The organism is Nibrella saemangeumensis, assembly GCF_039541915.1.
GTDB classification, from domain to species: domain Bacteria; phylum Bacteroidota; class Bacteroidia; order Cytophagales; family Spirosomataceae; genus Nibrella; species Nibrella saemangeumensis.
The window spans coordinates 162,169-185,816 of sequence record NZ_BAABHD010000082.1; the positions used below are offsets into that span (position 1 = coordinate 162,169).

General features: G+C 55.2%; 20 protein-coding genes. 9 read left to right on the forward strand and 11 right to left on the reverse strand.

What is annotated here, in order from left to right:
- Positions 1-5: 5 nt before the first annotated feature.
- The 4 genes from ABD949_RS25775 to ABD949_RS25790 all read left to right on the forward strand — a co-directional run bounded on the left by ABD949_RS25775 (position 6) and on the right by ABD949_RS25790 (position 7,416).
- Positions 6-1,328, forward strand: a complete 1,323-nt coding sequence (locus ABD949_RS25775; RefSeq protein WP_345248470.1) for an enolase C-terminal domain-like protein — start codon at positions 6-8, stop codon at positions 1,326-1,328.
- Positions 1,329-1,476: 148 nt separating this feature from the next.
- Positions 1,477-4,458, forward strand: a complete 2,982-nt coding sequence (locus tag ABD949_RS25780; RefSeq protein WP_345248472.1) for a SusC/RagA family TonB-linked outer membrane protein — start codon at positions 1,477-1,479, stop codon at positions 4,456-4,458.
- Positions 4,459-4,476: 18 nt separating this feature from the next.
- Positions 4,477-5,994, forward strand: a complete 1,518-nt coding sequence (locus tag ABD949_RS25785; RefSeq protein WP_345248474.1) for a RagB/SusD family nutrient uptake outer membrane protein — start codon at positions 4,477-4,479, stop codon at positions 5,992-5,994.
- Between the two features lie 12 nt (positions 5,995-6,006).
- Positions 6,007-7,416 carry a glucoamylase family protein gene (locus tag ABD949_RS25790; protein ID WP_345248476.1) on the forward strand — a complete coding sequence of 470 codons (1,410 nt, stop codon included), beginning with the start codon at positions 6,007-6,009 and terminating at the stop codon, positions 7,414-7,416.
- A gap of 167 nt (positions 7,417-7,583) precedes the next feature.
- Here ABD949_RS25790 and ABD949_RS25795 read toward each other — a convergent pair whose 3' ends face one another.
- The gene (locus tag ABD949_RS25795) at positions 7,584-8,138 is read right to left on the reverse strand and encodes an NUDIX hydrolase (RefSeq protein ID WP_345248478.1); all 555 of its coding nucleotides are present in this window, start codon (positions 8,136-8,138) and stop codon (positions 7,584-7,586) included.
- A gap of 127 nt (positions 8,139-8,265) precedes the next feature.
- Here ABD949_RS25795 and ABD949_RS25800 point away from each other — a divergent pair, with 127 nt between their 5' ends.
- The 5 genes from ABD949_RS25800 to ABD949_RS25820 all read left to right on the forward strand — a co-directional run bounded on the left by ABD949_RS25800 (position 8,266) and on the right by ABD949_RS25820 (position 12,715).
- The gene (locus tag ABD949_RS25800; protein ID WP_345248480.1) at positions 8,266-9,363 is read left to right on the forward strand and encodes an Ldh family oxidoreductase; all 1,098 of its coding nucleotides are present in this window, start codon (positions 8,266-8,268) and stop codon (positions 9,361-9,363) included.
- Between the two features lie 31 nt (positions 9,364-9,394).
- A complete protein-coding gene (locus ABD949_RS25805) occupies positions 9,395-10,501 on the forward strand; it encodes a zinc-binding dehydrogenase (RefSeq protein ID WP_345248482.1) in 1,107 nt (368 codons plus the stop codon).
- A gap of 19 nt (positions 10,502-10,520) precedes the next feature.
- Positions 10,521-11,336, forward strand: a complete 816-nt coding sequence (locus ABD949_RS25810; RefSeq protein WP_345248484.1) for an alpha/beta hydrolase — start codon at positions 10,521-10,523, stop codon at positions 11,334-11,336.
- Between the two features lie 98 nt (positions 11,337-11,434).
- Positions 11,435-11,785: a hypothetical protein gene (locus ABD949_RS25815; protein ID WP_345248486.1), complete on the forward strand. Its 351-nt coding sequence runs from the start codon at positions 11,435-11,437 to the stop codon at positions 11,783-11,785.
- A gap of 96 nt (positions 11,786-11,881) precedes the next feature.
- Positions 11,882-12,715, forward strand: a complete 834-nt coding sequence (locus ABD949_RS25820; protein ID WP_345248488.1) for an SdiA-regulated domain-containing protein — start codon at positions 11,882-11,884, stop codon at positions 12,713-12,715.
- 214 nt (positions 12,716-12,929) lie between these two features.
- Here ABD949_RS25820 and ABD949_RS25825 read toward each other — a convergent pair whose 3' ends face one another.
- The 10 genes from ABD949_RS25825 to ABD949_RS25870 all read right to left on the reverse strand — a co-directional run bounded on the left by ABD949_RS25825 (position 12,930) and on the right by ABD949_RS25870 (position 23,647).
- Complete coding sequence (locus ABD949_RS25825; RefSeq protein ID WP_345248490.1) at positions 12,930-13,424, reverse strand: RidA family protein; 495 nt, start codon at positions 13,422-13,424, stop codon at positions 12,930-12,932.
- A 210-nt stretch (positions 13,425-13,634) separates the two neighbouring features.
- A complete protein-coding gene (locus ABD949_RS25830; protein ID WP_345248492.1) occupies positions 13,635-15,860 on the reverse strand; it encodes a carbohydrate binding family 9 domain-containing protein in 2,226 nt (741 codons plus the stop codon).
- A 71-nt stretch (positions 15,861-15,931) separates the two neighbouring features.
- The gene (locus ABD949_RS25835) at positions 15,932-16,729 is read right to left on the reverse strand and encodes a hypothetical protein (RefSeq protein ID WP_345248494.1); all 798 of its coding nucleotides are present in this window, start codon (positions 16,727-16,729) and stop codon (positions 15,932-15,934) included.
- A 19-nt stretch (positions 16,730-16,748) separates the two neighbouring features.
- Positions 16,749-17,450, reverse strand: coding sequence for a hypothetical protein (locus tag ABD949_RS25840; RefSeq protein ID WP_345248496.1), 702 nt, complete (start codon positions 17,448-17,450; stop codon positions 16,749-16,751).
- A 134-nt stretch (positions 17,451-17,584) separates the two neighbouring features.
- Complete coding sequence (locus ABD949_RS25845) at positions 17,585-18,820, reverse strand: DUF4440 domain-containing protein (protein WP_345248498.1); 1,236 nt, start codon at positions 18,818-18,820, stop codon at positions 17,585-17,587.
- A gap of 308 nt (positions 18,821-19,128) precedes the next feature.
- Positions 19,129-20,538: an FAD-binding oxidoreductase gene (locus tag ABD949_RS25850; protein WP_345248500.1), complete on the reverse strand. Its 1,410-nt coding sequence runs from the start codon at positions 20,536-20,538 to the stop codon at positions 19,129-19,131.
- Between the two features lie 241 nt (positions 20,539-20,779).
- Positions 20,780-21,400 (reverse strand): DinB family protein, encoded by a 621-nt coding sequence (locus ABD949_RS25855; protein ID WP_345248502.1) that lies wholly within the window; start codon positions 21,398-21,400, stop codon positions 20,780-20,782.
- A gap of 47 nt (positions 21,401-21,447) precedes the next feature.
- Positions 21,448-21,894 carry an ester cyclase gene (locus tag ABD949_RS25860; RefSeq protein ID WP_345248504.1) on the reverse strand — a complete coding sequence of 149 codons (447 nt, stop codon included), beginning with the start codon at positions 21,892-21,894 and terminating at the stop codon, positions 21,448-21,450.
- Positions 21,895-21,998: 104 nt separating this feature from the next.
- A complete protein-coding gene (locus ABD949_RS25865; RefSeq protein ID WP_345248506.1) occupies positions 21,999-22,820 on the reverse strand; it encodes a DUF6597 domain-containing transcriptional factor in 822 nt (273 codons plus the stop codon).
- 128 nt (positions 22,821-22,948) lie between these two features.
- Positions 22,949-23,647: a SanA/YdcF family protein gene (locus ABD949_RS25870; RefSeq protein ID WP_345248508.1), complete on the reverse strand. Its 699-nt coding sequence runs from the start codon at positions 23,645-23,647 to the stop codon at positions 22,949-22,951.
- Between the last annotated feature and the right edge of the window lies 1 nt (position 23,648).

Genomic DNA, 23,648 nt, shown 5'->3' on the forward strand with positions numbered 1-23,648 from the left:
GTCCTATGCCATCACCTTCCCTTTCTGCCTACAAAGCTGGTCCGAGAATCAAAGAAATTCACATTACCCCCATTGCCATTGTTGACCCTCCGCTGCTGAATGCCGCCGGCCTGCACGCGCCGTATGCACTGCGTACCGTGGTGGAACTGGTGACAGAAGACAATATTTCCGGTATCAGCGAGATACCCGGCAACCGAAGCATTGACGAAGCCCTGGAAGCTTCGCGGGCGCTCCTGATCGGCAGGGATGTATTCCAGCTCAACGACATCCGGCAGGTGCTGGAAAGCAACTTCGGTAAAGAAACCGCAGCCGAACGGGGACTGACGCCCTGGGATCAACGGAAACTGGTACACATCTTCAGCGCCATTGAGGTCGCCTGTCTGGACATTATTGGCAAAGTCATCGGCCGGCCGGTGGTCGATCTGCTAGGCGGCAGGATGCGCGATCGCGTTCCCTTCTCTGCCTACCTCTTTTACAAATACGAAGGGGCCGGCGGTGAATTGGGCTTCGGCACCGATCCAAAGGCCACTGATTGGGCCGCTGGTCGCCAGGCCGCAGCGCTTGATCCAGCCGGCATTGTCGCGCAGGCCAAAGCCATGTGTCAGGAGTTCGGCTTCCAGTCTATCAAGCTGAAAGGGGGCGTATTTGAGCCGCAGCAGGAAGTGGACGCCATGTTTGCCCTGTACGATGCCTTTGGCCCCGACGTTCCCCTGCGCATCGACCCGAATGCCTTATGGGAGGTGGAAACCGCCATCCGCTACGGCCGGATGATGGAGCCGATTCTGGAATACCTGGAAGACCCCGTCCGGGGACAGGCCAATATGGCGGAGGTTCGCAGGGCCGTCAAAACACCATTGGCCACCAACATGTGTACCACCTCGTTCGACGATATTCCCAACAGCATTGTGCTCGGTTCGGAGGATATCATCCTCAGCGACCACCATTTCTGGGGCGGTTTACGGGCCTCCATGACGCTGGCTGGTATCTGCGAAACCTTCGGGCGCGGCCTGTCCATGCACTCCAACAGCCACCTGGGCATATCGCTGGCTGCCATGGTCCATCTGGGGGCTGCTTTACCACAATTGCCCTATGCGCTGGACACCCATTATCCCTGGCAGTCGGATGAGATCATCACTGCGGGCCGCTTTACCTTTGAAGACGGGGCCGTTGCCGTGCCGCAGGAGCCCGGCCTGGGCGTCGAACTAGACCGGCAGGCCCTGGCCAATCTGCACCAGTGCTACCTGTCGTGCGGCCTGACCAAGCGCGACGACGAAATTGAAATGCAGAAAGTCCAGCCGGGCTGGACATTTCAGTCCGTCCGCTGGTAACAAACCTCAGGCTGAGCGCTACACATTACCCATGAAAATAGGCTCTTTCTTTGTTTATTTTAAATTTATCTGGGTAAAATAACATTTGACGGTAATGGCTGTTTAGTAGGATATTCATTCTTCCTTATCCACAGCAAACAGCCATTCTATGAGAAGAATCTACTTCGTGTTTTTGCTGCTATTTCTGGCTTGTTGCGGGTTTGCGCAGGCTCAGCAGCGTGTGTCCGGACGCGTGGTTTCCCAGAGTGATAAGCAGGGACTACCCGGGGTGAACGTCGTTGTGAAAGGTACCCAGACCGGTACATCGACGGACGCAAACGGACAGTTCTCCCTTACAGTCAACGAAGGCGCAGTGCTCCAGTTCAGCATGATCGGCATGCAGACGCAGGAGGTGCCTGTCGGTACCCAGACCACGATTAACGTTGAATTAGCCGATGATGCGCAGGCGCTTGAAGAAGTGGTGGTGGTGGGCTACGGCACCCAGCGCCGGCGCGACCTGACGGGGGCCATCGCCCAGCTTAAAGGGGAAGAGATTCAGCGCTATCCGGTACAAACGCCTACCCAGGCACTGCAAAGCAAACTGTCCGGGGTGCAGGTGATCGCGTCCGGTCGCCCCAACGAGCAGCCCCAGATCCGGGTACGGGGGGTAGGTTCCGCCCTGGCGGGGGTAAGCCCACTATACGTGGTGGACGGTGTGCTGACCGACGACATCCGCAACATCAGCAACAACGACATCCTCAGCATTGAGGTACTCAAAGATGCCTCGGCCGCTATCTACGGCGTGCGGGCGGCCAATGGGGTGGTTATTGTCACAACCAAACGCGGCAAGTCGGGCACGACGCAGGTGCAGTACGATGCCAACTTCGGCCTGCGGCAGCCGGCCAATCTGGTCCGGATGGCCAACCGGGATCAATACATCAGCTACCTTACCGATGCCGCTCCGAACCAGAACGTTAATAATCCGCCCCTGACCTACGAGGGTACCACCGACTGGTACGGCGAGGCTTTGCGCAATGGATTCCAGTCGAACAACAATGTGTCGGTCTCTGGCGGTGGGGAGCGGAATACCTTTTTCTTCAGCGCGGGGTACTTTACCGATCAGGGCGTGGTGAAAACCAATGATTTTCAGCGGCTGACCATCCGGGCGAATAACGAGATCCAGATTGGTCCCAAAGTCACCTTCAGCAACCAGCTTTCCTTTTCGCGGGGTAACGAACGGGGTGTCGACCTGGGTATCTACCAGAACCTCTACCGGGCCGCGCCCATTGTGCAGGCCAGGGTAGGTGATCGCTTCGGGAATACCTCCGCTTTTGGTAATGTGGGCAATGCGCTGCTCAGTCTCGATGCCCGCAACCAGCGGATCATCAACGACCGGGTGCAGGGGAATCTGGCCCTGGAATACCGGCCGGCTGAGTGGTTGACCTTGCGGTCGGCGTTCAACACCGATCTGATTTTCAACCGGGATCGCACCTATAACCGGGCCTTTCGGAACGATGCCGTTACGTTTATTTCGGCCGGGGGTAACCAGCAGCAGATCAACAGTTCGCTGGCGCTGAACGAAGGCCGCTCGCTACGCTACATCATCGACAATACCGCAACGGTTAACCGGACGTTCGGCCGCAGCAATTTTACCTTTCTGCTGGGTTCGGTCACGGAACGCTTCAACTCCAGTTTTATCAGCGGCTCCCGCATCAACATCCCCAACGATCCGAACCAGTGGTACCTGGGACTGGGTGATCCGAACCTGCAATTGTCCAACAATGCCGGGGGTGATCTGCAGACGCGGCAGTCGTTCGTGACGCGGGCCACGTTCAGCCTCGCCGATAAGTACCTGTTCAACGCGTCGCTGCGGGCCGACGGTAGTTCCAAGTTCAGCGAGCGATGGGGTTACTTTCCCACCATTGGGGCCGGCTGGGTCATTTCGGAGGAAGCGTTTATGCAGGATCAGTCCCTGCTGGACTTTCTGAAGTTCCGGGCGAGCTGGGGTATTCTGGGGAACGACGTCATTGCCAGCAACGCCTATCTGCTGACGGCCGCCGTCAATATTCCGTACTTCTTCAACAATACCCTATCGCTGGGGTCGGCCATTCAGGATATCAAGGATCAGCAGTTGAAGTGGGAGCGGACCGAGCAGTTTGATGTCGGCCTCGAGTTCACCCTGCTGAACAACCGGCTGTCCGGCGAGCTCGATTATTACAACAAAACAACCCGCAATGCGCTGGCTTTCCAGATCATTCCGGCCATTTTCGGTGACCCCGACAACCAGTACCTGACCAACATTGCCTCCTTCCGCAACCGGGGTTTGGAACTGGTGCTGAACTGGCGGGAAACCATGACTAACGGCTTTGGCTACAGCCTTGGCGGGAACATGACCATCAACCGGAACCAACTGGTGGGCCTGAACGGCGGCCAGGCCCTGCTGGCGGGTGGGGTCGGGCAGCAGGGGTTTGTGACCCGCACCGACAACGGCCAGCCGGTTGGCAGCTTCTACGTGCTCAATGCCATCGGTGTATTTCAGTCGCAATCCGAGATTGATGGCGCACCGGTATTCGGCAACCGCGCATCGGTGCGACCCGGCGATCTCCGCTACGAGGACGTAAACGGTGATGGGACAATTACGGCCGACGACCGGATCTATACCGGATCGTACCAGCCCAAGCTGTATTACGGCATCAATCTGGGCCTGAACTACCTGGGCTTTGACCTGACGGCCGACGTGTACGGTAACGCAGGTAATAAGGTGTACAACGGCAAACGGGCGTTTCGCTTCGAAAATACCGACAATATCGAAGCCGCCTATGCCGATGCCCGCTGGACGGCCACCCGGCCTTCTACGACCGACCCACGGGTAATTACCTCGGCAACGCCGGCGTCGACCTATTTTGTGGAGTCAGGTTCGTTTGTGCGGCTCAACAACCTCACGCTGGGTTATACCTTACCGGCCACGCTGATGCAGAAAGCCCGGTTCCGCACGGCGCGGATCTACCTCACGGCACAGAATCTGTTCACCATCCAGCAGTTCAGCGGCTTCAGTCCAGAACTACCCGGTGGTCCGCTCGATGCCGGTATTGAACTCAATAGCTACCCAACTGTCCGCACGTTTGCCGTTGGCCTGAACGTGGGCTTCTAACCTAAAGACGCTACGATCATGAAAACGAACCGACAATTGATACGCCGTATACTGGGGGTGTTTGCCCTGAGCGCAGCCCTGACGGCTTGTGACGATTTTCTGAACGCTCCCCCGCAGGGGCAGATTGGCGTGGCGGCCGTGAGCAATGACCCGGCCGCAGCGCAGAACCTGGTTACCGGGGTGTACAACATCATGTGGGAAGGCGGTATGCACGGTTTCGATTACGTGGGTATGACCAATATCGCGTCTGACGATGCCGACAAAGGCAGTACGGCTGCCGACGGGGCTAATACATACGGAACGTTTGATAACCTGACGATGTCGCCTGGCGTGGGCAATATCAATAACGTGTGGTCGACCTACTTCCGGGCCATTGCCCGCGCCAATCAGGCCCTGGCCCTGATCCCGTCGAGTCCCGCCGAGCAGACGGTACGTAACCAACTGGAGGGCGAGGTGCGGTTTTTACGGGCTTATTTCTATTTTAACCTGGTCCGCTTTTTCGGCGGGGTGCCGCTCCTGGTGGGGGTGCCGCCGGTAGAGGAGATCAACAACCCGGCGTTACAGGCAAGGGCCAGCCGGGAACAGGTATATACGCAGATTATCAGTGATCTGCGGTTTGCCGTAACCAACCTGCCTATCAAAGGACAGACGGCCACGGGCCGGGCCACCAAAGCTGCCGCTATGGCCATGCTGGCTAAGGTGCACCTGTACCAAAAGAACTGGCAGCAGGTGTATAACCTGACCGATTCCATTATTAAAAATCAGGCAGGCGCCTACAGTTTGCTGCCCAACTACGCCAACATCTGGCGCGAAGTGGGCGCCAACAGTACCGAGTCGATTTTTGAGGTGCAGACCGGTACCAACCTGGCCTGTAATGCCGCTATTCCCATCTATGTGGTCAGTCAGGGACCCCGCGCCGGGGGCAAACGGGGCTGGGCCGACCTGGGTTTTGGCTTCGGTACACCGTCGGAAAGCCTGCTGAACGCCTACGAACCGAACGACCAGCGCCGGGCCGCGAGTATCATTTTCATCAATCCGCCCCCCATGGGTACTACATTATGGGATGGGTACCGCATTCCGAGCCGCGATTCCGTCGAAAACGATCGCTATAACTACAAAGCCTATCATAGCCGTATTGCCGAGCGCAACTGCGGGGTGAACGACCGGCTGCCCAAAAACCTGCGTATCATGCGGCTGGGCGAAGTGCTGCTCATGCATGCCGAAGCGGCCGTGGCGCTGGGCCGGAACGCCGAAGCGCTGGCGGACATTAACGCGCTGCGCAGCCGGGCCGGTCTGACCGCCCTGTCCGCTATTGACCGGGAGCGGGTCTGGCGCGAGCGACGCATCGAACTGGCGCTGGAGCACGACCGATTCTTCGACCTGATCCGGCAGGAAGATGTGCAGCCGGGCCGGGCGGTGCAGGCCTTTGCCGAACATGGCAAAACGTTTGTCAAGGGAAAACACGAGGTATTCCCGATCCCGCAGAATCAGATCCAACTGAGCGGGGGCGCGCTGACGCAGAATCCAGGATACTAGACGATAGGCCTGATGAAACAATTGATTGCTTTTGCCGTATTACTCATCTGCCTCACCGGTTGCCAGCCGCAGCCGAAAGGGCAGGTGAGCAACACGGCCGGTTATCGCCTGACCCCGGCCGACAATGCGTTTCTGGACAGTCTGCAACGCGATACCTTCCGCTTTTTCTGGGAAACAACCAATCCTGCCAACGGTTTGGTGCCCGACCGGTTCCCAAGGCCTTCGTTTGCCAGTATTGCCGCCGTGGGTTTCGGGCTGACGGCCTACCTGGTTGGGGTAGAACGAGGATATGTGACGCGGGCAGCAGCCGCTGAACGCACGCTGCAAACCCTCCGTTTTTTTGCCAATGCCCCCCAGTCGGAGCAGGCGACGGGTATCGCGGGCCATAAGGGCTTTTTCTACCATTTTCTGGACATGAAGACCGGCGAGCGGTTCAGACAGGTCGAACTGTCGACGATTGACACCGCCCTGCTGTTGGGCGGGGTGCTGAGCGCCCAGACCTATTTCGACCAGAACAACCCCGCCGAAACCGAAATTCGACAACTCGCCGAGCAGATATACCGCCGGGCCGACTGGACCTGGTTTCAGACCCGGTCGCCGTATGTGTCCATGGGCTGGCATCCTGAGCGTGGCTTTATCAAAGCCGACTGGAAAGGCTATAACGAAGCCATGCTGCTGTACGTGCTGGCCCTGGCCTCGCCCACGCATCCGGTAGGGCCGGAGGTGTGGTCTGCCTGGACGCAGAGCTATCCCTGGGCTACCTTTTACGGGCAGGCCCACGTCAATTTCGACCCCTTGTTCGGGCACCAGTATTCGCACATCTGGATTGATTTCCGGGGCATCCGTGACCGCTACATGACCGAAAAGGGCATTGACTATGCCGAAAATTCCCGGCGGGCTACCTACGCCAATCGCGCTTACTGCGTAGAGAACCCGGCTAAGTGGCAGGACTACGGACCTGCCATTTGGGGGCTTACCGCCTGCGATGGTCCAAAAGATACCACGGTAAACAGCCGCAAGTTTTTCTCCTATCGGGCGAGGGGAGCCGCGTCCACCGGCATTGTAGATGACGGTACCCTTGCGCCCACGGCGGCCGGCGGATCATTGCCGTTTGCTCCGGAGATCTGCCTGCCTGCGTTGCGGGCGATGAAGGCCCGGTATGGGTCAAAACTCTACGGCGAATACGGCTTTCGCGATGCCTTTAACCCGACTTACCGTTATCCTTCCCGGTTTGCCAACGGATCGACCGAAACGGGTTGGTTCGATATTGATTACCTCGGTATTGACCAGGGGCCGATTCTGCTCATGGCCGAAAACCTGCGCACAGAGTTTGTCTGGAACCTCATGAAACGTAACCCTCACATCCGGCGCGGCCTGGAGCGGGCCGGTTTTACCGGTGGCTGGCTGGCCGGGAAGCAATAAGGTACGCTCTCACGCTCGTCCGCGATTGTATCGCGAGACGGGCGAGGTTCGCGTTTGTAACGCGATCTAAAGCAAGGCAAACACTTTAACTCGTGTTACAAACGCGAACCTCGGGCATCCGCGTTGCAAACCGCTACGGCGGGCCGGCGGACGAGCAATGCAAACACTCAACTTCCCAATTTCCGCAATGCCAGCAAACACAGCGCTACCGAGCCCGAGACGTTGATCCGGCCGGACAGCACCATCCCTTCTACTTCCTCCAACGGTACTGTTACTATCTCTATCGCTTCGCTTTCGTCCAGATCCTGCTCCGATACTTTACGGACGTTGCGGGCCAGAAAGAAGTAGATCCGGTTGGTATCTTTAGTGGGGTTATCAATGACCTCCAGCAAGGGTTCCAGCGTGTCGGTGGTGTAGCCGGTCTCTTCCAGCAGTTCGCGTTTCGCAGCTTCGGTGGGGTTTGTCTCCCCTTCGTCGATGACACCGCCGGGTAATTCTATGAAAATGTCTCCGGCAGCATGTTTATATTGGCGCACGAAAATGACTTGATTGTCTTCTGTGATCGGAAACGTCAGCACGACGTCCGGGCGCACGCTGACGAAATAGTCGTCCAGCACCCGACCGTTGGGTAATTCGACATGGTCCCGGCGGAGTTTGTACCATTGGTGGTCAAATACCAGCTCAGAAGACAAGGTTTTCCAGCGCTCAATTTGGTTACTCATTTTCGGACAGAATAATAATGCATGGCAATTAAAGCCAACTGCCGATTGCTGACAAACCTAACCAATGGGTTAACTAATACCAAACTCAACGTATCTTTACCCGGATACGTTGAGCATCTTTCTTCTTATGCCTACCCTGAACCCTACCTCGACAACTTTCTCGGCGGAACAACTCCGTCAGTTTACTACCCGGGTGTTCACCCACTTTAACGTCCCTGACGAGGATGCCGCCCTGGCGGCCGATGTGCTTGCCTACAGCGACGAACACGGCATCGATTCGCATGGCATCGCCCGGTTGAAAACCTACGTAGACCTGCTCCATGCCGGACGCATCAACCCGCGCCCGGCGATCAAAATCATCCGGGGTAAAGGCAGCGTGGCTACTGTCGACGGTGACAACGGCCTGGGGCTGGTGGTCGGTCCAAAGTGCATGGAGCTGGCTATGCAGAAAGCCCAGGAGCACGGTTCCGGCTGGATCAGCGTTTCCAACACCAATCATTACGGTGCGGCCGGTTATTACCCGGTGATGGCCCTGAAAGAAGACCTGATCGGCATGTCGATGACCAACACCACCAAAGGCGTAGCGCCCTTCAACGGTGCCGAAAAGATGCTGGGGACCAATCCCGTGGCTATTGCCTTTCCTGGCCTGAACGAGCCGCCGGTGCTTATCGACTTTGCCTCCAGCGCCGTCGCTTACGGCAAAGTGGAGATCGCCAGTCGGAAAGGGCAGACTATGCCGGTCGGGTGGTGCATCGACAAGGATGGCCATGACACCCAGATACCGGCAGAGATGATGCAGGGTGGAGCGCTGTTGCCGCTGGGCAGCACCACCGAAGGCAGTGGGCATAAAGGCTACTGCCTGGCGGCTATGGTCGATATTCTGTCGGCGGTGCTAAGCGGAGCCAATTGGGGCCCCTATGCAACACCGTTTGCCATTACCGTGGCGGCTATGGACCGGCAGGTGGGCAAAGGTATAGGCCACTTTTTCGGGGCGCTGGACATTGAGGGCTTCCGGGATAAAACCGAGTTCAAGCGGGATATCGACGACTGGATACAGACCATGCGCAATACCAAACCTTTGCCGGGTACCGAAGGCGTACGGATTCCCGGCGATCCGGAGCGGGAGGCCTACGCCATTCGCCTGAAAGACGGCATTCCCGTCAACCACGAAGTCGTCGCTTCGCTGGAAGCCGTTGCCGGGTTGACCGGCATTGCCTTATATTAGCCGCTGATTCATGCCTAACCCTACCCTGACAATGAAAGCAAAAGCGGCCGTCGCCGACGGGAACGGTACCTTTGTTATTGGTTTTGTGGATGTGGCTGAGCCGCAGGCCGACGAGATCATCGTGGAAATGAAAGCCGCCGGCATCTGCCATACCGATTATGATTCGCTGTCGTGGGGCAAACCGATCATTATGGGCCACGAAGGGGCAGGTATTGTCCGCAGCGTGGGCCCGGCCGTTACGAAGGTGCAGCCGGGCAATGCGGTGATTCTCAACTGGGCCATTCCCTGCGGTCAGTGTTTCCAGTGCCTCGAAGGCAATCAGCATATCTGCGAAGTGAACTCACCCGTAACGGCCGGCAACCGCGCCAGCGGAGGCCACGCCCGGCTGGAGTCTACCACCTATAACGGACAGCCCATCGAGCGGGCGTTTAGCCTCGGTACGCTGTCGCAACTGGCGGTAGTCCGGCAGGCGGCAGCCGTGAAGATCGGCGTGGCTATTCCGTTTCCGTCGGCGGCCATTGTTGGCTGTGGGGTTATGACGGGAGTGGGTTCAGTAATCAACGCGGCAAAGGTAAAGCCAGGCCGGAGCGTGGTGGTGCTGGGTACCGGGGGCGTGGGACTGAACGTCATTCAGGGGGCGCGGCTGGCCGGAGCGGGCATGATTATCGGCGTCGATGTAAACCCGAACCGGCTGGAGATGGCGAAACAGTACGGTGCGACGCACACCATTCAGGCTGACCGGGCGGATACCGGTCTATTGCAGGCGGCTGCGCAGGTGAAGCAGATGACCGGTGGTCGCGGTGCCGATTACGCTTTTGAGTGCACATCGATTCCTGAACTGGGAGCCGCTCCGCTGGCGATGATCCGGAATGCCGGCCTGGCCTGTCAGGTGAGCGGTATTGAGCAGGAGATTGCTATCGACATGAACCTGTTCGAGTGGGACAAAGTCTACATCAACCCGTTGTACGGTCAGTGCCGCCCCGAAATTGACTTTCCGCTGCTGCTGAACCTCTATGCCAAAGGCGATTTGCTGCTGGACGAACTGATTACCCGAACCTATTCGCTGAACAACCTCCAGCAGGCCCTTGACGATATGCTGGCCGGCCGCAACGCCAAAGGCGTTATTGTGTTTGACTAAACCCTAACCTGGCTATTGGATGAACCCACCCTTCCGTACCATCAGAGTCTCCGACCCACGCTTCAATAGCGAGGGACTTCGTTACGTAACTGTTAAATCCACCAACCTCGCCGGGCGCGGTGATATTACCTTCTGGTGCCCCGATCTCCCGGACAATAACCAGGAGCCCTTACCGCTGGTCATTCTGCTGCATGGCGTGTACGGCAGTCACTGGGCCTGGACCCACAACGCGGGTGTACACCGGACGGCCGCCCGGCTGATCCGGGGAGGTCAGATGCCGCCAATGGTCCTGGCGATGCCCTCCGATGGCTTATGGGGCGACGGCAGCGGTTACCTGCCACATCCGCAACAGAACTTCGAACGGTGGATCATAGATGACGTGCCCCTGGCAGCCGCGACAGTATTCCCGGAATTGTTCCCCAACGGAGCCGTGAGCACTCTGTTCCTGACCGGACTATCCATGGGTGGCTTTGGTGCCCTGCGGCTGACGGCCAAATACCCGGAGCGGGTGAGGGGCGTATATGGGCTGTCGTCAATCACCCATGCCGACCAGATGAGTCTGTTTGTCGAGGAGCCGCTCAGCGCCTACCGGCAACCCGATCCGGTGAATGAATCGGTGCTGGCTCTGATGCTGCAAAACCGGGAGCGTCTGCCGCCCATCGGCTTCGACTGCGGCACCGAAGATTTGCTGCTGGAACACAACCGTGCCCTGCACCGCGCCCTGACCAGCCACGGCATACCTCATACCTACCTTGAGTGGCCCGGCGGCCACGAATGGCCGTACTGGGAGCGGCATATCGAAGATGCGCTGTTGTTCTTCAGTAAAATTTCTTAACATTTGCTTAACATTGACGTAACATTCCCGTAATATTATGGTAACAAAGGGTCTATCCCGGGTTGTATCGCTTAGCGATCTCATAACGACCAGCTACCATGAGAAAGACGGCACTTTTAATTATAGGAATAAGCCTTTGGGGTAGCCTGCAGGGACTGCTGGCCGATCCGGCTAAAGAAACAAAGCGGGCGCAAAGCTGTGAGGAGCAACTGGCTGCCTACCTCACCTGTCCCGACGTATTGAAAGAAAAAAAATTGAGTGGCATCGTGGTAATCCAGTTCCAGGTAAATGCCGACAGCCGCCTGGCTCAACTGGAAGTATTTAGCGCCGACGAACGGCTCAACGCCAGTCTGATTCGCCAGTTGACGGGGAAAAAGGTGAACCTGACCGACAACGAATATAAAAAGACCTATACGGTACGGTTGCATTTCCGGCCAACTCAGTCATAACTAAGCATTGTTGCTATAAAAAAGCCCTTGACCGGTGTCGGTCAAGGGCTTTTCGTTGTTTTGCCGTTACCTTTACCAGTGCATTTGCGATACGCTATGAAGTACCACCTGTGTGCCTGGTTGATCCTGCTTGGACTGGGCTGCCGCTCCCGACAACCAACTGAACAGCCGGCAAGCGCTGACTCATCGGCAACGTACCGTATGCCGTACCGGCTTACGGAGCCGGACCAGCGCTATAAGTTGCCCTCGTCATTGAAGGAGATCTCCGGACTGGCCTATTATAAGGATGATCAGTTGTTGTGTGTCCAGGATGAAAAAGCCGTGGTATATGTATACGACACCCGCCGGCAACGGGTAAATGATGAATTTAATTTTGGAGGATACGGCGATTTTGAAGGAGTCGAGTGGGTTGGCGGAGAGGTCTATGTGCTGGAAAGCGATGGTACTTTGTTTCGTTTTAAGCCCGGATCGAAAAAGATTGGCCGGACCGGAACCGACCTGCCGGCCAAAACCGAAGTGGAAGGGCTGGGTTATGATTCCAGGGCCAACCGGCTGCTGCTGGCGGTGAAAGAAGGTGTACCGCCCGCCGAAAAGCGTATCTACTCGTTCGACCTGCGAACCAAAACGGTGTATAAAGTATGGGTTGTGGCCGGAAGCCGTCTGGACGAGGTCGGTATCGACGGCAGGAAGTTTAAACCGTCGGGGCTGGCGGTTCATCCCATCAGTGGAGACTGGTACCTGCTGTCGTCGACTGGCAGGCAGTTGCTGGTTACCAACGCGAAGGGCGAACTCCTGTCGTCGGCACCGCTTGATCCAGAGCAGCTCCGGCAACCGGAGGGCATCTGTTTTGCGCCCAATGGTGATCTGTTTATTGCCAGTGAGGGAGACGGTAAGGCCGGTTATATTCTGCAGTTCGGTTATCAGCCGTAGCGGGTTGAAAAGGCAAATGGGCGGCTGTCGGGCAGCCGCCCCTGCACTGCATCATTTTCCATGTAAGGGCATGAGAACCCTTAAATGGTCCCTAACCTATCTTTAATAGCTGGTGACCTGCCGGGCTGTGGCTCCGGTCGGACTGTAATTTCAGAAACCGGGTGATAAACAGACGGTCGTATGTATAGTAAAGTTGCACCGGGTTAAATTTACCCTATTTATATTTTTTTTCGGCTTCCAATTCAATTTCCACCAGAAACTCGGGCTGGTCCAGTTGCTTTACTTCCAGCCAGGAACCGGTTGGATACCGGCGCTTGTAGTAGGAGGCCCGCAGGTCGGCATGCTCTTTGAACAGATCCATATTGGTGGTATACACCGTTTCTACCACCACATCGTCGAACGTACAGTCAAAGTGTCGGAGCGTCTTCTCCAGATCGCTGTACACGTTCTTCAACTGGCTTTTCATATCTCCCACCGAAGTGGGGTTACCCTGATCATCTATGCTTACCGCCCCGGACACCCGAATGGTATTGCCGATGCGTACTGCCTGTGTGAGGCCAGCGGGCTCCTCCAGGTCTGGCCGCAGGGTAAAGTATTCCGCTTCCCCCAGCGTGGGATCTTGGTAGTTGGTGCCGGCTTCGCCAGGCTGGCAGTTCGATAAGGTCAGTCCGGCAAAGGCTATACTGACCAGTTTAAGTAGCGAGTTCATCTTGAGGCAGGTTCTATTTCGGGAATAACGGTTCGGTCAGGAACACCGTCAAACCTACTGAAAATTACGCCGGCCCACCTATCAGTTTTGGGACAAAAACTATCAAATTCAGGCCAAAAGCTGTATTTATGCTTAAGTTCCTGCCCGTTGCCGGTCTTCTTCCGATGCGGCAGCACGCTTTCGGGTGCCAGGCAGCCATCTAAGGCCAGATTACCGGACAAAGGTGTACGTGTATTTGACCACAATCGTCCGGTCGTTGATGAAGGGGATAACCGGTTCCGCTCTGAGACGGTTGGTATTGTTGCCCTGGTTGAAGACAATGAACAGGTCATTGCCTTCACGGGGGTTGTATCGAAACCGGATATTGGACGACAGCACATTGGCAGCACTGTTGTATTGAATAAAGGCATCGAGCATCAGTTTAATGTTCAACGCCAGGCGGGTTTTCAGCCGGACCAGGGCTATATCCGAGGGTTGCCGCAGGGTAGGGAGCGTGACCCGGTTCCACTGCACAAAACCACCTAACTCGACAAATCGGGAGATGGCCCAGGTAGGGGTGACGCTTACCGACCAGCGCTGTCCGTCATAAAACTGACCGCCGTCGAGCAAGATTACGGCGTTGAATTGATTCGCTCCGGGTGTTTCAACCGACGCCAGAAGGCCATTAAACCGGTAGTGTCCGGCGGGTACGTACACATCTCCAAACAACTGGAGCGAATCACGGATACTTTCTACTGAGTGCCGGAGACGGGCCTGTAGCACATACCCGGATTTCAACTCGGCATTCCAGGTGGGAGCCAATTCGACCGACTCGGTCGTGCCGTCGGTATTGCGGATAAAGGCGTAGCCGTTTACCCCTAGTTGGTGGTTAATGATTCTGGAATCTTTGCCCGGCAGCCAGCCCCAGAATATGCGGTCACCAAAGCGGGTGTAGTTCTTGCGGAATTCAAATCCCAAAGTCGGATTATAATCGATCCCGGCCCGCGAATAGCTCAGGTCATAGCCGAAGCCTTTTCGGTTTCGATTTTCCCACTGCACCCGAATGCGGGCCGGGTCAAGGCTGGCAGGCGAACGGGTATAATTCGGCTGTGTAGGACCCCAATCGAACGTTTGGGCCCAGTTGATGGCCAGAAAGTCCTGCGCGAACAACCGGAAGATGCCATCAAGTCCATACGCCAGGTTACTTCTACCATCGGCTCCGATGCGTGAGGTGGTCATCAGGCCCACGTACGAATTTGGGTTGAATACCTGCCGCCGAAACCGTAATACACCCATATTTTCGGAGGGAAGGTTAAATTTGGCACCCGTTTGCATATCCATCAGGCCCACGTCCCAGCGGCCTACCCGCCCCACCACGCGTACTCCGGCCAGGATTGGAACCGCCTGCCCATTGTTCAGGCCGATTTGCCGGCTGTAGAAAAGCTGATTCGGCGCACCGAACCCAAAGTTGAAAATACTGGAGCGCTCCTGAAAAAAAAGTCGTTTCTCCGGGAAAAACAGCGAAAAGCGGGTCAGGTTAACCTGCTGGTCGTCGGCCTCTACCTGTGCGAAGTCTGTATTGATGGTGAGGTCGGCGGTGAGATTACTGGTCAAGCCTACTTTCATATCCAGTCCGGCATTAAACGTCGGTTTATTTACGGCCTGGTAGGACGATTGATTTTCGTTTAGTTGGTGGGACAGACTGTGGCCACCCAACACATACGGCGTAATATAAACCGGTTTGCGGGGGTGCAGGCTTTCAAACACGATGGGTTGCATTTGTGACGATTTCCAGATGCTGGGGCCACCCCACTGCGTTGAGATGAGCGGGTACGAATCCAGCTCGTTTTTACGGGCTATCCGTCTATTAAACGACATACCCATGACCACGCGCCCATTTTGATCCTGATACCGTAACGAAGAGAGCGGAATCTGAAATTCGGTGTACCAGCCTTCGCGGTTCCGGCTGGTGGCACAGTACCAAAAGGTGTTCCAACTAAAGTTGACCCAGTCGTTGTTAGGAACCTGGGCGTCGTTGCGCACGGTAAAGTCGATCCGGTTACCGGTGGGGGTGGTGGCGAAGTTGAGGGAGTTTTCTTTATCTGCGAAGGTATCCAGGTTAAACGAAAACCAGTCTCCACCATTACCCGGGGTGTCACGCTGAAAGGTAGTTCCCCGTACGCCATTGGGGTCGCTGTCGTACAGCCAGGCGGCTACGTACAGGAAGTTATCGTCGTAGGCAAGTTTCGCTTCAGTGCGCTCCGAGGGTTGTGCCCCCAGCGTTGGAATATGCATTAACGCCCCCAGCGGAGCAATCGTCTGCCAGCCCGGCTCGTCGGGAATGCCATCCAGTGTAAAGCTCCCGACATAGCGTGGAACAACGTACGGCGTTTTGTCCTGCGCTATGCCAGGAGCGATCGGCAGTAGAATGCTTAAAAGAAGAAGCGTTGTCTTCATGCAGAATGGTCGCAACCAATTTGACCTGTCGGACAGGTAAGACAGGTATCCCGACTTTTAATCTGTCACCTTTACTTCTTCATGGCCATCATGTGCGGTTCTGCACTGACAAAAAGCTCCCGCCAGCGCGACTGCTCCTGCGTGAAGGCGTTATCATGCAGCGTAATAGTATAGTTGAGTATTTGCCCAACCTCATAAAAGTCTCCGTTGGCAAAGTCGATCGTTTGCTTCAGCCGCTGCCCGTCGAATTCGTACGTTCCACCGAAATACTCCAGCACCTCATTCTCCTTCGATCCGTAGGTGACCGAGACAAAATGGGGGTACATCATATACTGGAGCGTAATGGTGCCCGGTTGGTCACGCATATGCATCGAATGATCCGAATATTCGGAGTAGAGGTGGAGCCAGACGCCCTCCAGGTTCGTAGCGGTCAGCGGCTTTTCGGCTTTTATCCGCTCGGCGTACTCTTCCGACAGGTAGTCGTGGTGCTTTTCGGTTCCTCTCACCATACCTCTCTGGTAGTACACCCCGTTTTTTAGCGAGTAGTCATATTTGATGGTCTGCCCGACGACTGTAGGGTTCCAGCTATAGAAACCGGTGGTCTCCAGGTATTTGCCATTTTTCAGGTGATAGGTACCTCCGCCAACGCTCCCGGTCTTGGCGGGGTCCTTGTGGTTATAAAGAACACTAACCCAATGGCCATTGACAAAGAGTTTCAGGGCCGTCATGTCGTCGCGGACTTTCAGGCCCGTCATGGTGCCGTGGCGGTATTTGGTCTGTCGATAGACTCCGTTCAGAACATTGGCCGGGTCGTCAGTATAGAAGCCCAGGGCTGGAATGACCAGCAGGAGAAATAATGCTTTTTTCATGATTAAAGAGGAAGAAGTGTTATTTAATGCTCAGTTCGGACCCAGCCACGACAACCTGCCGGCTGTATCTGTATGGATATCGTCGATAGGGAGAGTTGACTATCAGGGTATACTCACCGTGTATCAGGCCCCCTATGTCAATTTTACGGGCGTACTTTTCAGCGGTAATCGATTCAGTGAAAAAGCTCTGACCATTTTTGTCCTGCAGCGAAACTTTTAAACGCCTTTTGGTTGGGTTATTCAGGTGGACGAGTAACCGGGTTGGATTTTTTACCGCATGAGCTTCTACCCGAACAAGCGCATATTCGTTGTTAACCTCAACGGGACTGATTGCCGGTTCTGTTGGGGGCTCTGGCATCACGGGTTCCGGTGCCTGGGAGTTAGCTGTCAGATCATAAGCTTTTACCTTGGATAGGATCAGTTTGTTGGACGCCACCAGTTCCAGTGTTTCGCTGATGCGGCTTACGGTCCGGTCTGTGAGCTTAATGTACTGTCCCGGCATAATTTCTTCGTACACCAGTTTATGGCCGCTGTTGTACAGCCGCACTATCGTATTGCGGGTGGCGTGGTCGGTGTGTAGTTTCCAGTACCCCCGGTCGGGGTCACTAGGGTCGAGGTAGTTTACAGGGCTTTGCGACCGGGCCTGGGCGGTCGTAAGTAAAAAGATAATAAGGACGGCTAGAAATCTGAATGTTGGTTGAGAGAGGAAGGCAGAGCGCATAGCTGTACTAGTTAAGGTGATCGGTTATGTGTCATTTTTCATGATTGGTTAGGGGCACCGGCAGGCATTGTACTGCCGGTATGGTGCTTGTTAGTCGCGGTTAGTACCAATCCGGGAAACCGGTAGTGTAAGCTTTATTTGCGTTCTGACAGAACGTTGGGACTATATTCAAGTTTGGCGTGCTGGGCCGAGGTCCATTTCCACTGGCTGCCGTCGTACAGGTAGGTGTAGGTGAAGCGGTCTTTGTACGTATTGGCTGATTTGCCAGGGGTTTGGTATGAACTGGTGTTAATGCCCGTCACAATGGCTGTTTTACCGTAGTTACGGATTTTTAGATCCGTCAACTGCATTGAAACCTTTTCGCTGCCTACTTTTTTCAGCAGGTCAAGTGTCTGGTCGAGCGTATAGGGGTCGCCTTCGCTGCCGACAAATACATAATCCGGCGTGCAGTATTTTTTGAAATAGGCAGACGGCCCCTGCTCATATTCCCGCGTCATCGACTTCACCAGGGCTTCGGTCATCGGTGGTACTTCATCGTCGGCCAGTACGGCCACCAGTTTCCACTGCCCATCGAGTTTTTCGAGGTAACGGGCCTGTCTGGCGCGGGCTTTCCCGGCGCTGGTCTGCCGCTCCTGTATAAACGTCACCCAGGCGGAGGTTCCGTTCACCCGGATGGCGTAGTCGGAGTTAGCCGCACTCTGGTACTCCGCAATGGAGGGGTTACCGGCCGCTACTTTGAGCATAGCATCGCTGAGCGATTCGTAGCCCATAACCTCCATGCTGTGGGAAATGTAGGGGGTATGCGCCCAGTACGACATCACCTTATCCGCCATGCGGTTGCCGAAGGCTTTGGTTTCGCCTTCAATAACCTCTTTGATCGAGGTTTCATCGCCGGAGTCGGGGTAATTGAGTTCCTCCACCATAAAAGTTACGTTGACGATCTTCCAGTCGTTTCCGACTTTTTCCAGGTACCGGCTTTCACGGTTGGTATGCCCCTGGCCGTTTGGGAAGGTCACTTTCTGGCGATACGTAGCCCATGCCGACGAACCGCTTACTCGTACCTGATAGTCTGAGTACAAAAGCTGTGGTTTCCCCATGGTACTCGCTATGGGCATTTTGCCCCATTCTTCGAGCTGACGTTTGACGTTTTCATAACCCTGAACAAACAGAGGCTTATTAGAACCACCGGTTCCTGAAAGGCTGATATACGGTGCATTACGCCAGTAACTTAGTTCTTTCGCTACATCACCGGCCATCGAGGCCATCGTTTCGCCTTCGGTTACTTTCCGAATGGCGGCTTCATCGGAATTCTGGGCCTGGGTCCATGCCGTGACCAGGAACAGGGAGAAAAGGAGGAAAGAAGTTTTCATGCTGCAGGAGTAATAAGGAGGATAATCGAATTTCGTGATTGTGAAACCTTGTACCTGCACGGGTACCACCGTTACTCAGCCAGCGTTTGGCAAACCGGCTTTGGTTTTGAAGCCGCCGACTGTGGCTTCACGGCAACTCGCTTAAAACAAACGTAAGAAGACTCAGAAAAAAGTGATAGTAAATTTGGGACATTTACTATCACTTTTGAGACAAGCCCTCAAATGACCCGAAAACGAGCCATCGTTTGAGCGAACGGTAAGGGACTGGTAAAGAGACCCGGTCTAATCGAAAATAAACTAGCTGTTTTTCAATTAGTTGGGTGGTTCGCAGGCATCAGGGGAGAAATGTTGTTGTTCAACCGGAAAAAATTGTCCGGATCGTATTTGGCCTTCAACTCAGTCAACCGATCATAGTTCGGGCCATAAGCCGCCCGGATGCGGCTGGTGCCGTCCTCAGCATCAAGATGATTTACGTATACCCCCTGGGTGAACGGTTCTATCTCATTCCAGAAATTGCGAACCCAGGCGATCTGCTCTGGCGCTTCGTCAGGGTTGGTCCATTGCGAAATAATATCAAAATCCCACTGATCGTTCCGCAGGCCGTAAGCGGTCTCTCCGGCCTCGATCCGGGTAGCGGCCCCTTTCATGTGCAGAAACAGAACGACGGCCAGGGGGGATGTCCGTTTGGCTACGTTTGTCAGGATGGTATTGATGAATGCATCGTCAATTTGACGGATGTAGCCGGACTTCCAATACCGGTGTATGCCATGGGCCATGCCGGCGTCGAACATACCCTGGAGTTGGCTGTACGGCATTGCCTGCACCAGATCGGCCAGGGGATTACCGAAGGCGCGTACTTCCCGGAGCCGGTCTTCTGCCTCCCCGGTCGGGCCAAACCATCCGACCAGCAGGGCTATAACGGGTAACCCGTCCGGCGTGGTCAGCAAACCCGCGAAAAGCATCAGGGCATCCGGTTGTCTTCGGGCAACGTCCCGGTAAAACTGGAGAACTTCTTTTGCCTGTTCCATCGGGTAGAGAATCATTCCGCCCACCACCTCAGGCCCTACCGGGTGAAGCTGAAACATGAAGGAGGTGACAATTCCAAAATTCCCGCCACCGCCCCGAATTGCCCAGAAGAGATCTTTATTTTCAGTTTTGCTGGCGGTGAGTACCCGCGCATCGGCCGTAACCAACTGTACGGACAGGAGATTGTCGCAGGTAAGACCATGCTTACCCATCAACCAGCCCAGGCCACCGCCCAGCGTTAGCCCGGCAATACCGGTGTGCGATACCGTTCCGCCCGTAGTAGCCAGACCATAGCGTTGGGTTTCCTGGTCCAGGTCGCTCCATAACGCTCCGGCACCCGCTACCGCAATCTGCTTGTCCGGATCTACGGTTACGTTGTTCATAAGCGATAAATCGATCATGAGTCCGTCTTCACAAACTGCATTGCCGGCTACATTGTGTCCTCCGCCTTTTACCGATACCAGAAGGCCGTACCGGCGGGCAAACGCTACCGCATTCAGGACATCGTCGGTTTGTAAGCACCGGGCGATCATGGCCGGACGACGATCAATCATCCCGTTCCAAACAATCCTTGCCTTATCATACCCTTCGTCACCAGGGCGGAGAAGCCGGCCCTGTAAACTGGCCTTAAACAATTGAATCGCTCCTTCGTCGAGAAGGGCGCTTACATCGGAAGCGGTTTTAAGATCCATAGTTTGACCTGAGTTAAAAAGCCTGAAAATGAATGCTTTATTAAACTTACCGATTTAGCAGGATATAATTTCAGGAATTCCGGGTCATGGCACTCCACAGCCCGGAAACAGGCAAAGGTTTGATTGAACGGCAACTAGCCGAAAAAAAACAACTCAGGAGGGGGGGCAGGAATGGTTAAACAGAGGAGGGGCCTGGCCGCTGCCGGCAAGCCCCTCCAGAACAACGATTTATCGGATCAGCTTAGCGCTGCGTTGTCAGCTGTGATGCTTTTGGGTAGTTCGGGTGCGCTTTGACCCGGAGTATCTGGCGCATGTGCCGGTCGCAGTGCCCCCACATAACGATATACATCTGGTGTACGCTGCGTCTCCGGTCCGGGGCGGTCGTCTGAAAGTAGGCCCGCAGATCGGCGTCTGTTTTCTCCAGGAAGCCGATGTGTTCGTTGCGGAGCTTCAGGAAGAACCGCAGGTTATCTTTACCCCGCATAAAGCCCAGTGGGCGTGAGAAGTCGGGCGAAATATGTTTAGCTTCCTCCATGATAAATGCGAAGTGAACGCTGTCGGGCGCGCAGGTCTGGTTCAGTTCCGGTGCGGCTTTCGGCCGCATGGCCATCGATACGTCACGGGCGAACAGCATCTCCCAGTAGCCGAGATGCTCCACAATTTCGCCAATGCTCCAGCGGTCGGGCGACTCACGGAAGTGCCACTGCTCGTCTGTTAAGTGTTCGGTTTCTTTAATGAGTTCGGCGCGGGTACGCCGGAGGTTGTCCAGTTGGTATTGCTGATCGGCTTTGGTCCAGAGCCGCTGGGGCAAAGCCGTATGACCCGCCAGGCAGGCGAACAGAAAAATGACTATAAATTTCATGGTTAAAATGGAATGGATAGAACGATGTTTTGTACCTGACGGCTGGTTTACAACGCACCCAACTGCTGCTGAAAACGCTGATGGTCCCAGTCAATAGTGATGCTGATGACCTTGTCGGCTTCGTTGAACCGAAAGATGAAAATGTGGTCGCTGTTGAAGCGCAGCCCCTTGCTGGGAATACCGGCGAAGTCTTTGGCCTGGGTACCGAAGATCACCACTTTGCACACGACGCTGTCGTCCTCGGTCTCCATGGTGTCAATGGTATTGTCAATGTCGGGGAAGCAGTCCATCAGCAGGCTCCAGAGATTGCGACCCAGACCCCCAATGGTGCCCCGGCCATCTTCGCCGAGCGGTTTAAACCAGACTTCGCCGTTGGGGTCACAGAGACCGATCATGCGGTCGGTTTCCAGATCCTGATACGCCGAAAAAAATTCAATACAGGTTCCTTTGCGGGTGAGCTCGGTTACCGATTCTACGTTGTTTTTGGTTTCCATAAAAGAAGATGTTTACTGGTGTTTTGTCGGATTGACAAAGCAAAACTACAAGGGTGGCCCCGGTTGCCATTGTAAAAAACGGACGTTTTTACAATCGGGGGTTCTCACTCATCCCGGAGATAGTTGGCCAGTTCGATATTACTTTTAACGTAGAGCGACGGGCTTTTGCCGGTGAAACCGGTAAAGTCTTTGATGAAGTGCGACTGATCGTAATAACCGGCCTTATAGATAATCTCGTGCCAGTCGCTGACATTCCAGCGGTTGGAGGCCAGTTCGGCGCAGAGGTAACTAATCCGGCGAATGCGGGCGTAGTATTTGGCGCTGACGCCTATTTTGTGCAGGAACTGCCGCTCAAACTGTCGCCGGCAGATGTAAAGATCACCGATCAGTTCGTTGATGTTGATCACACCCCGCTTCTCAACAATCAGGTTGGCGGCATAATCGGTGCGGTTCAGCGGATTTTTCAGCAGCGACAGCCGGTACAGCAGAAACTGCTCCAGCAGAGTAACACGGGTAGCCATGTCCGGCGCTTCGCCAATACGGTCGTACAGGCCCTGCACCTTTTCGCCGAGCACGGCCAGGAGGTCGAAGCGCTCGTCGGAGAATTCGTACATAGGTAGTCCAAACAGGTTGCTCAGTCCCGTCGGTTTAAACACAATACCGACCATATGGATACTGTCATGGAGGGTAAGCTGATAACTATGCGTGGCCTGACCGGTAATAAACGCGGCCGGAACCTCCAGCACCGAATGTTTTGGGTTCTGGATGGCATACGTTCCGCCGTAATTGAGAACAATGGAGCCAAAACCATTGGGTGGTGACTCTACCCGAAACGCTTCGGGTAAATTTTGCTCGCTGTCCCAGACGAAATAGCATTCGACGAATGGTTGCAGGGGCGGGGCCGGTTGATATTTTCGGTACAGCATAGGGGCACTATGTAGGCATACAACCAGGAAGGGCACTTGCAATAGGCGTATACCCTGCCATAACTTCTCAGTAAGTTAGGAGAAATTTTTAAAGAAATGGTCAGGCGACTTAGTCAACGGTAAGCCGGCTACTTGATCTCCCGATTAATATAAACAGGCTGTGGGCGGAGGAAGTGAACATCGAGCATGGCGCGGGGCCGGGCCAGGTATTCACGAATGAGCGTCCGGAAGGAGTACCCGTCGGGCACATCCTGGGCGGCAAAGGCTACGGCGTTGATGCCTTCGTGCTCGCAGATATACAGCGCACGGGCGTTGTGGAAGTTCTGGGAGATAATGGTGATGTTCTCCTGGTTGAATACCTCCTTGCAGCGGACTACCGAGTCGAAGGTGCGGTAGCCGGCGTAGTCGAGCGTCAGCACCGATTCGGGTACGCCAAGCTTAATGAGCGCCTTCTTCATGTCCGAAGGCTCATTGTAGTACTCCGAATCGTTGTTGCCGCTCAGGATAATGTATTTTATTTTGCCTTCCTTGAACAGCCGAGCGGTGGCCTCCATCCGGTAGCGGAAGAAAAGATTCTCCTTCCCCCCCTTGACGTGCTTGCTGGTACCCAGTACCAGGGCTACGTCGTTGGAGGGAAGCTGATTGATATGGAAGAAAATCTGACCCTTTGTGCTGTACACCACCCACCAGTTACACAGCAGAATAACGATCATGGTCAGGAATGCCAGCAGGATTCCTCCCTTGATAATTCGCTTTACCTGCCGCATCGATACGCGGGATGGCGTCTCCTGATCGGTGTAGTCAGTGGTGTACAACGTTGGGTTCATC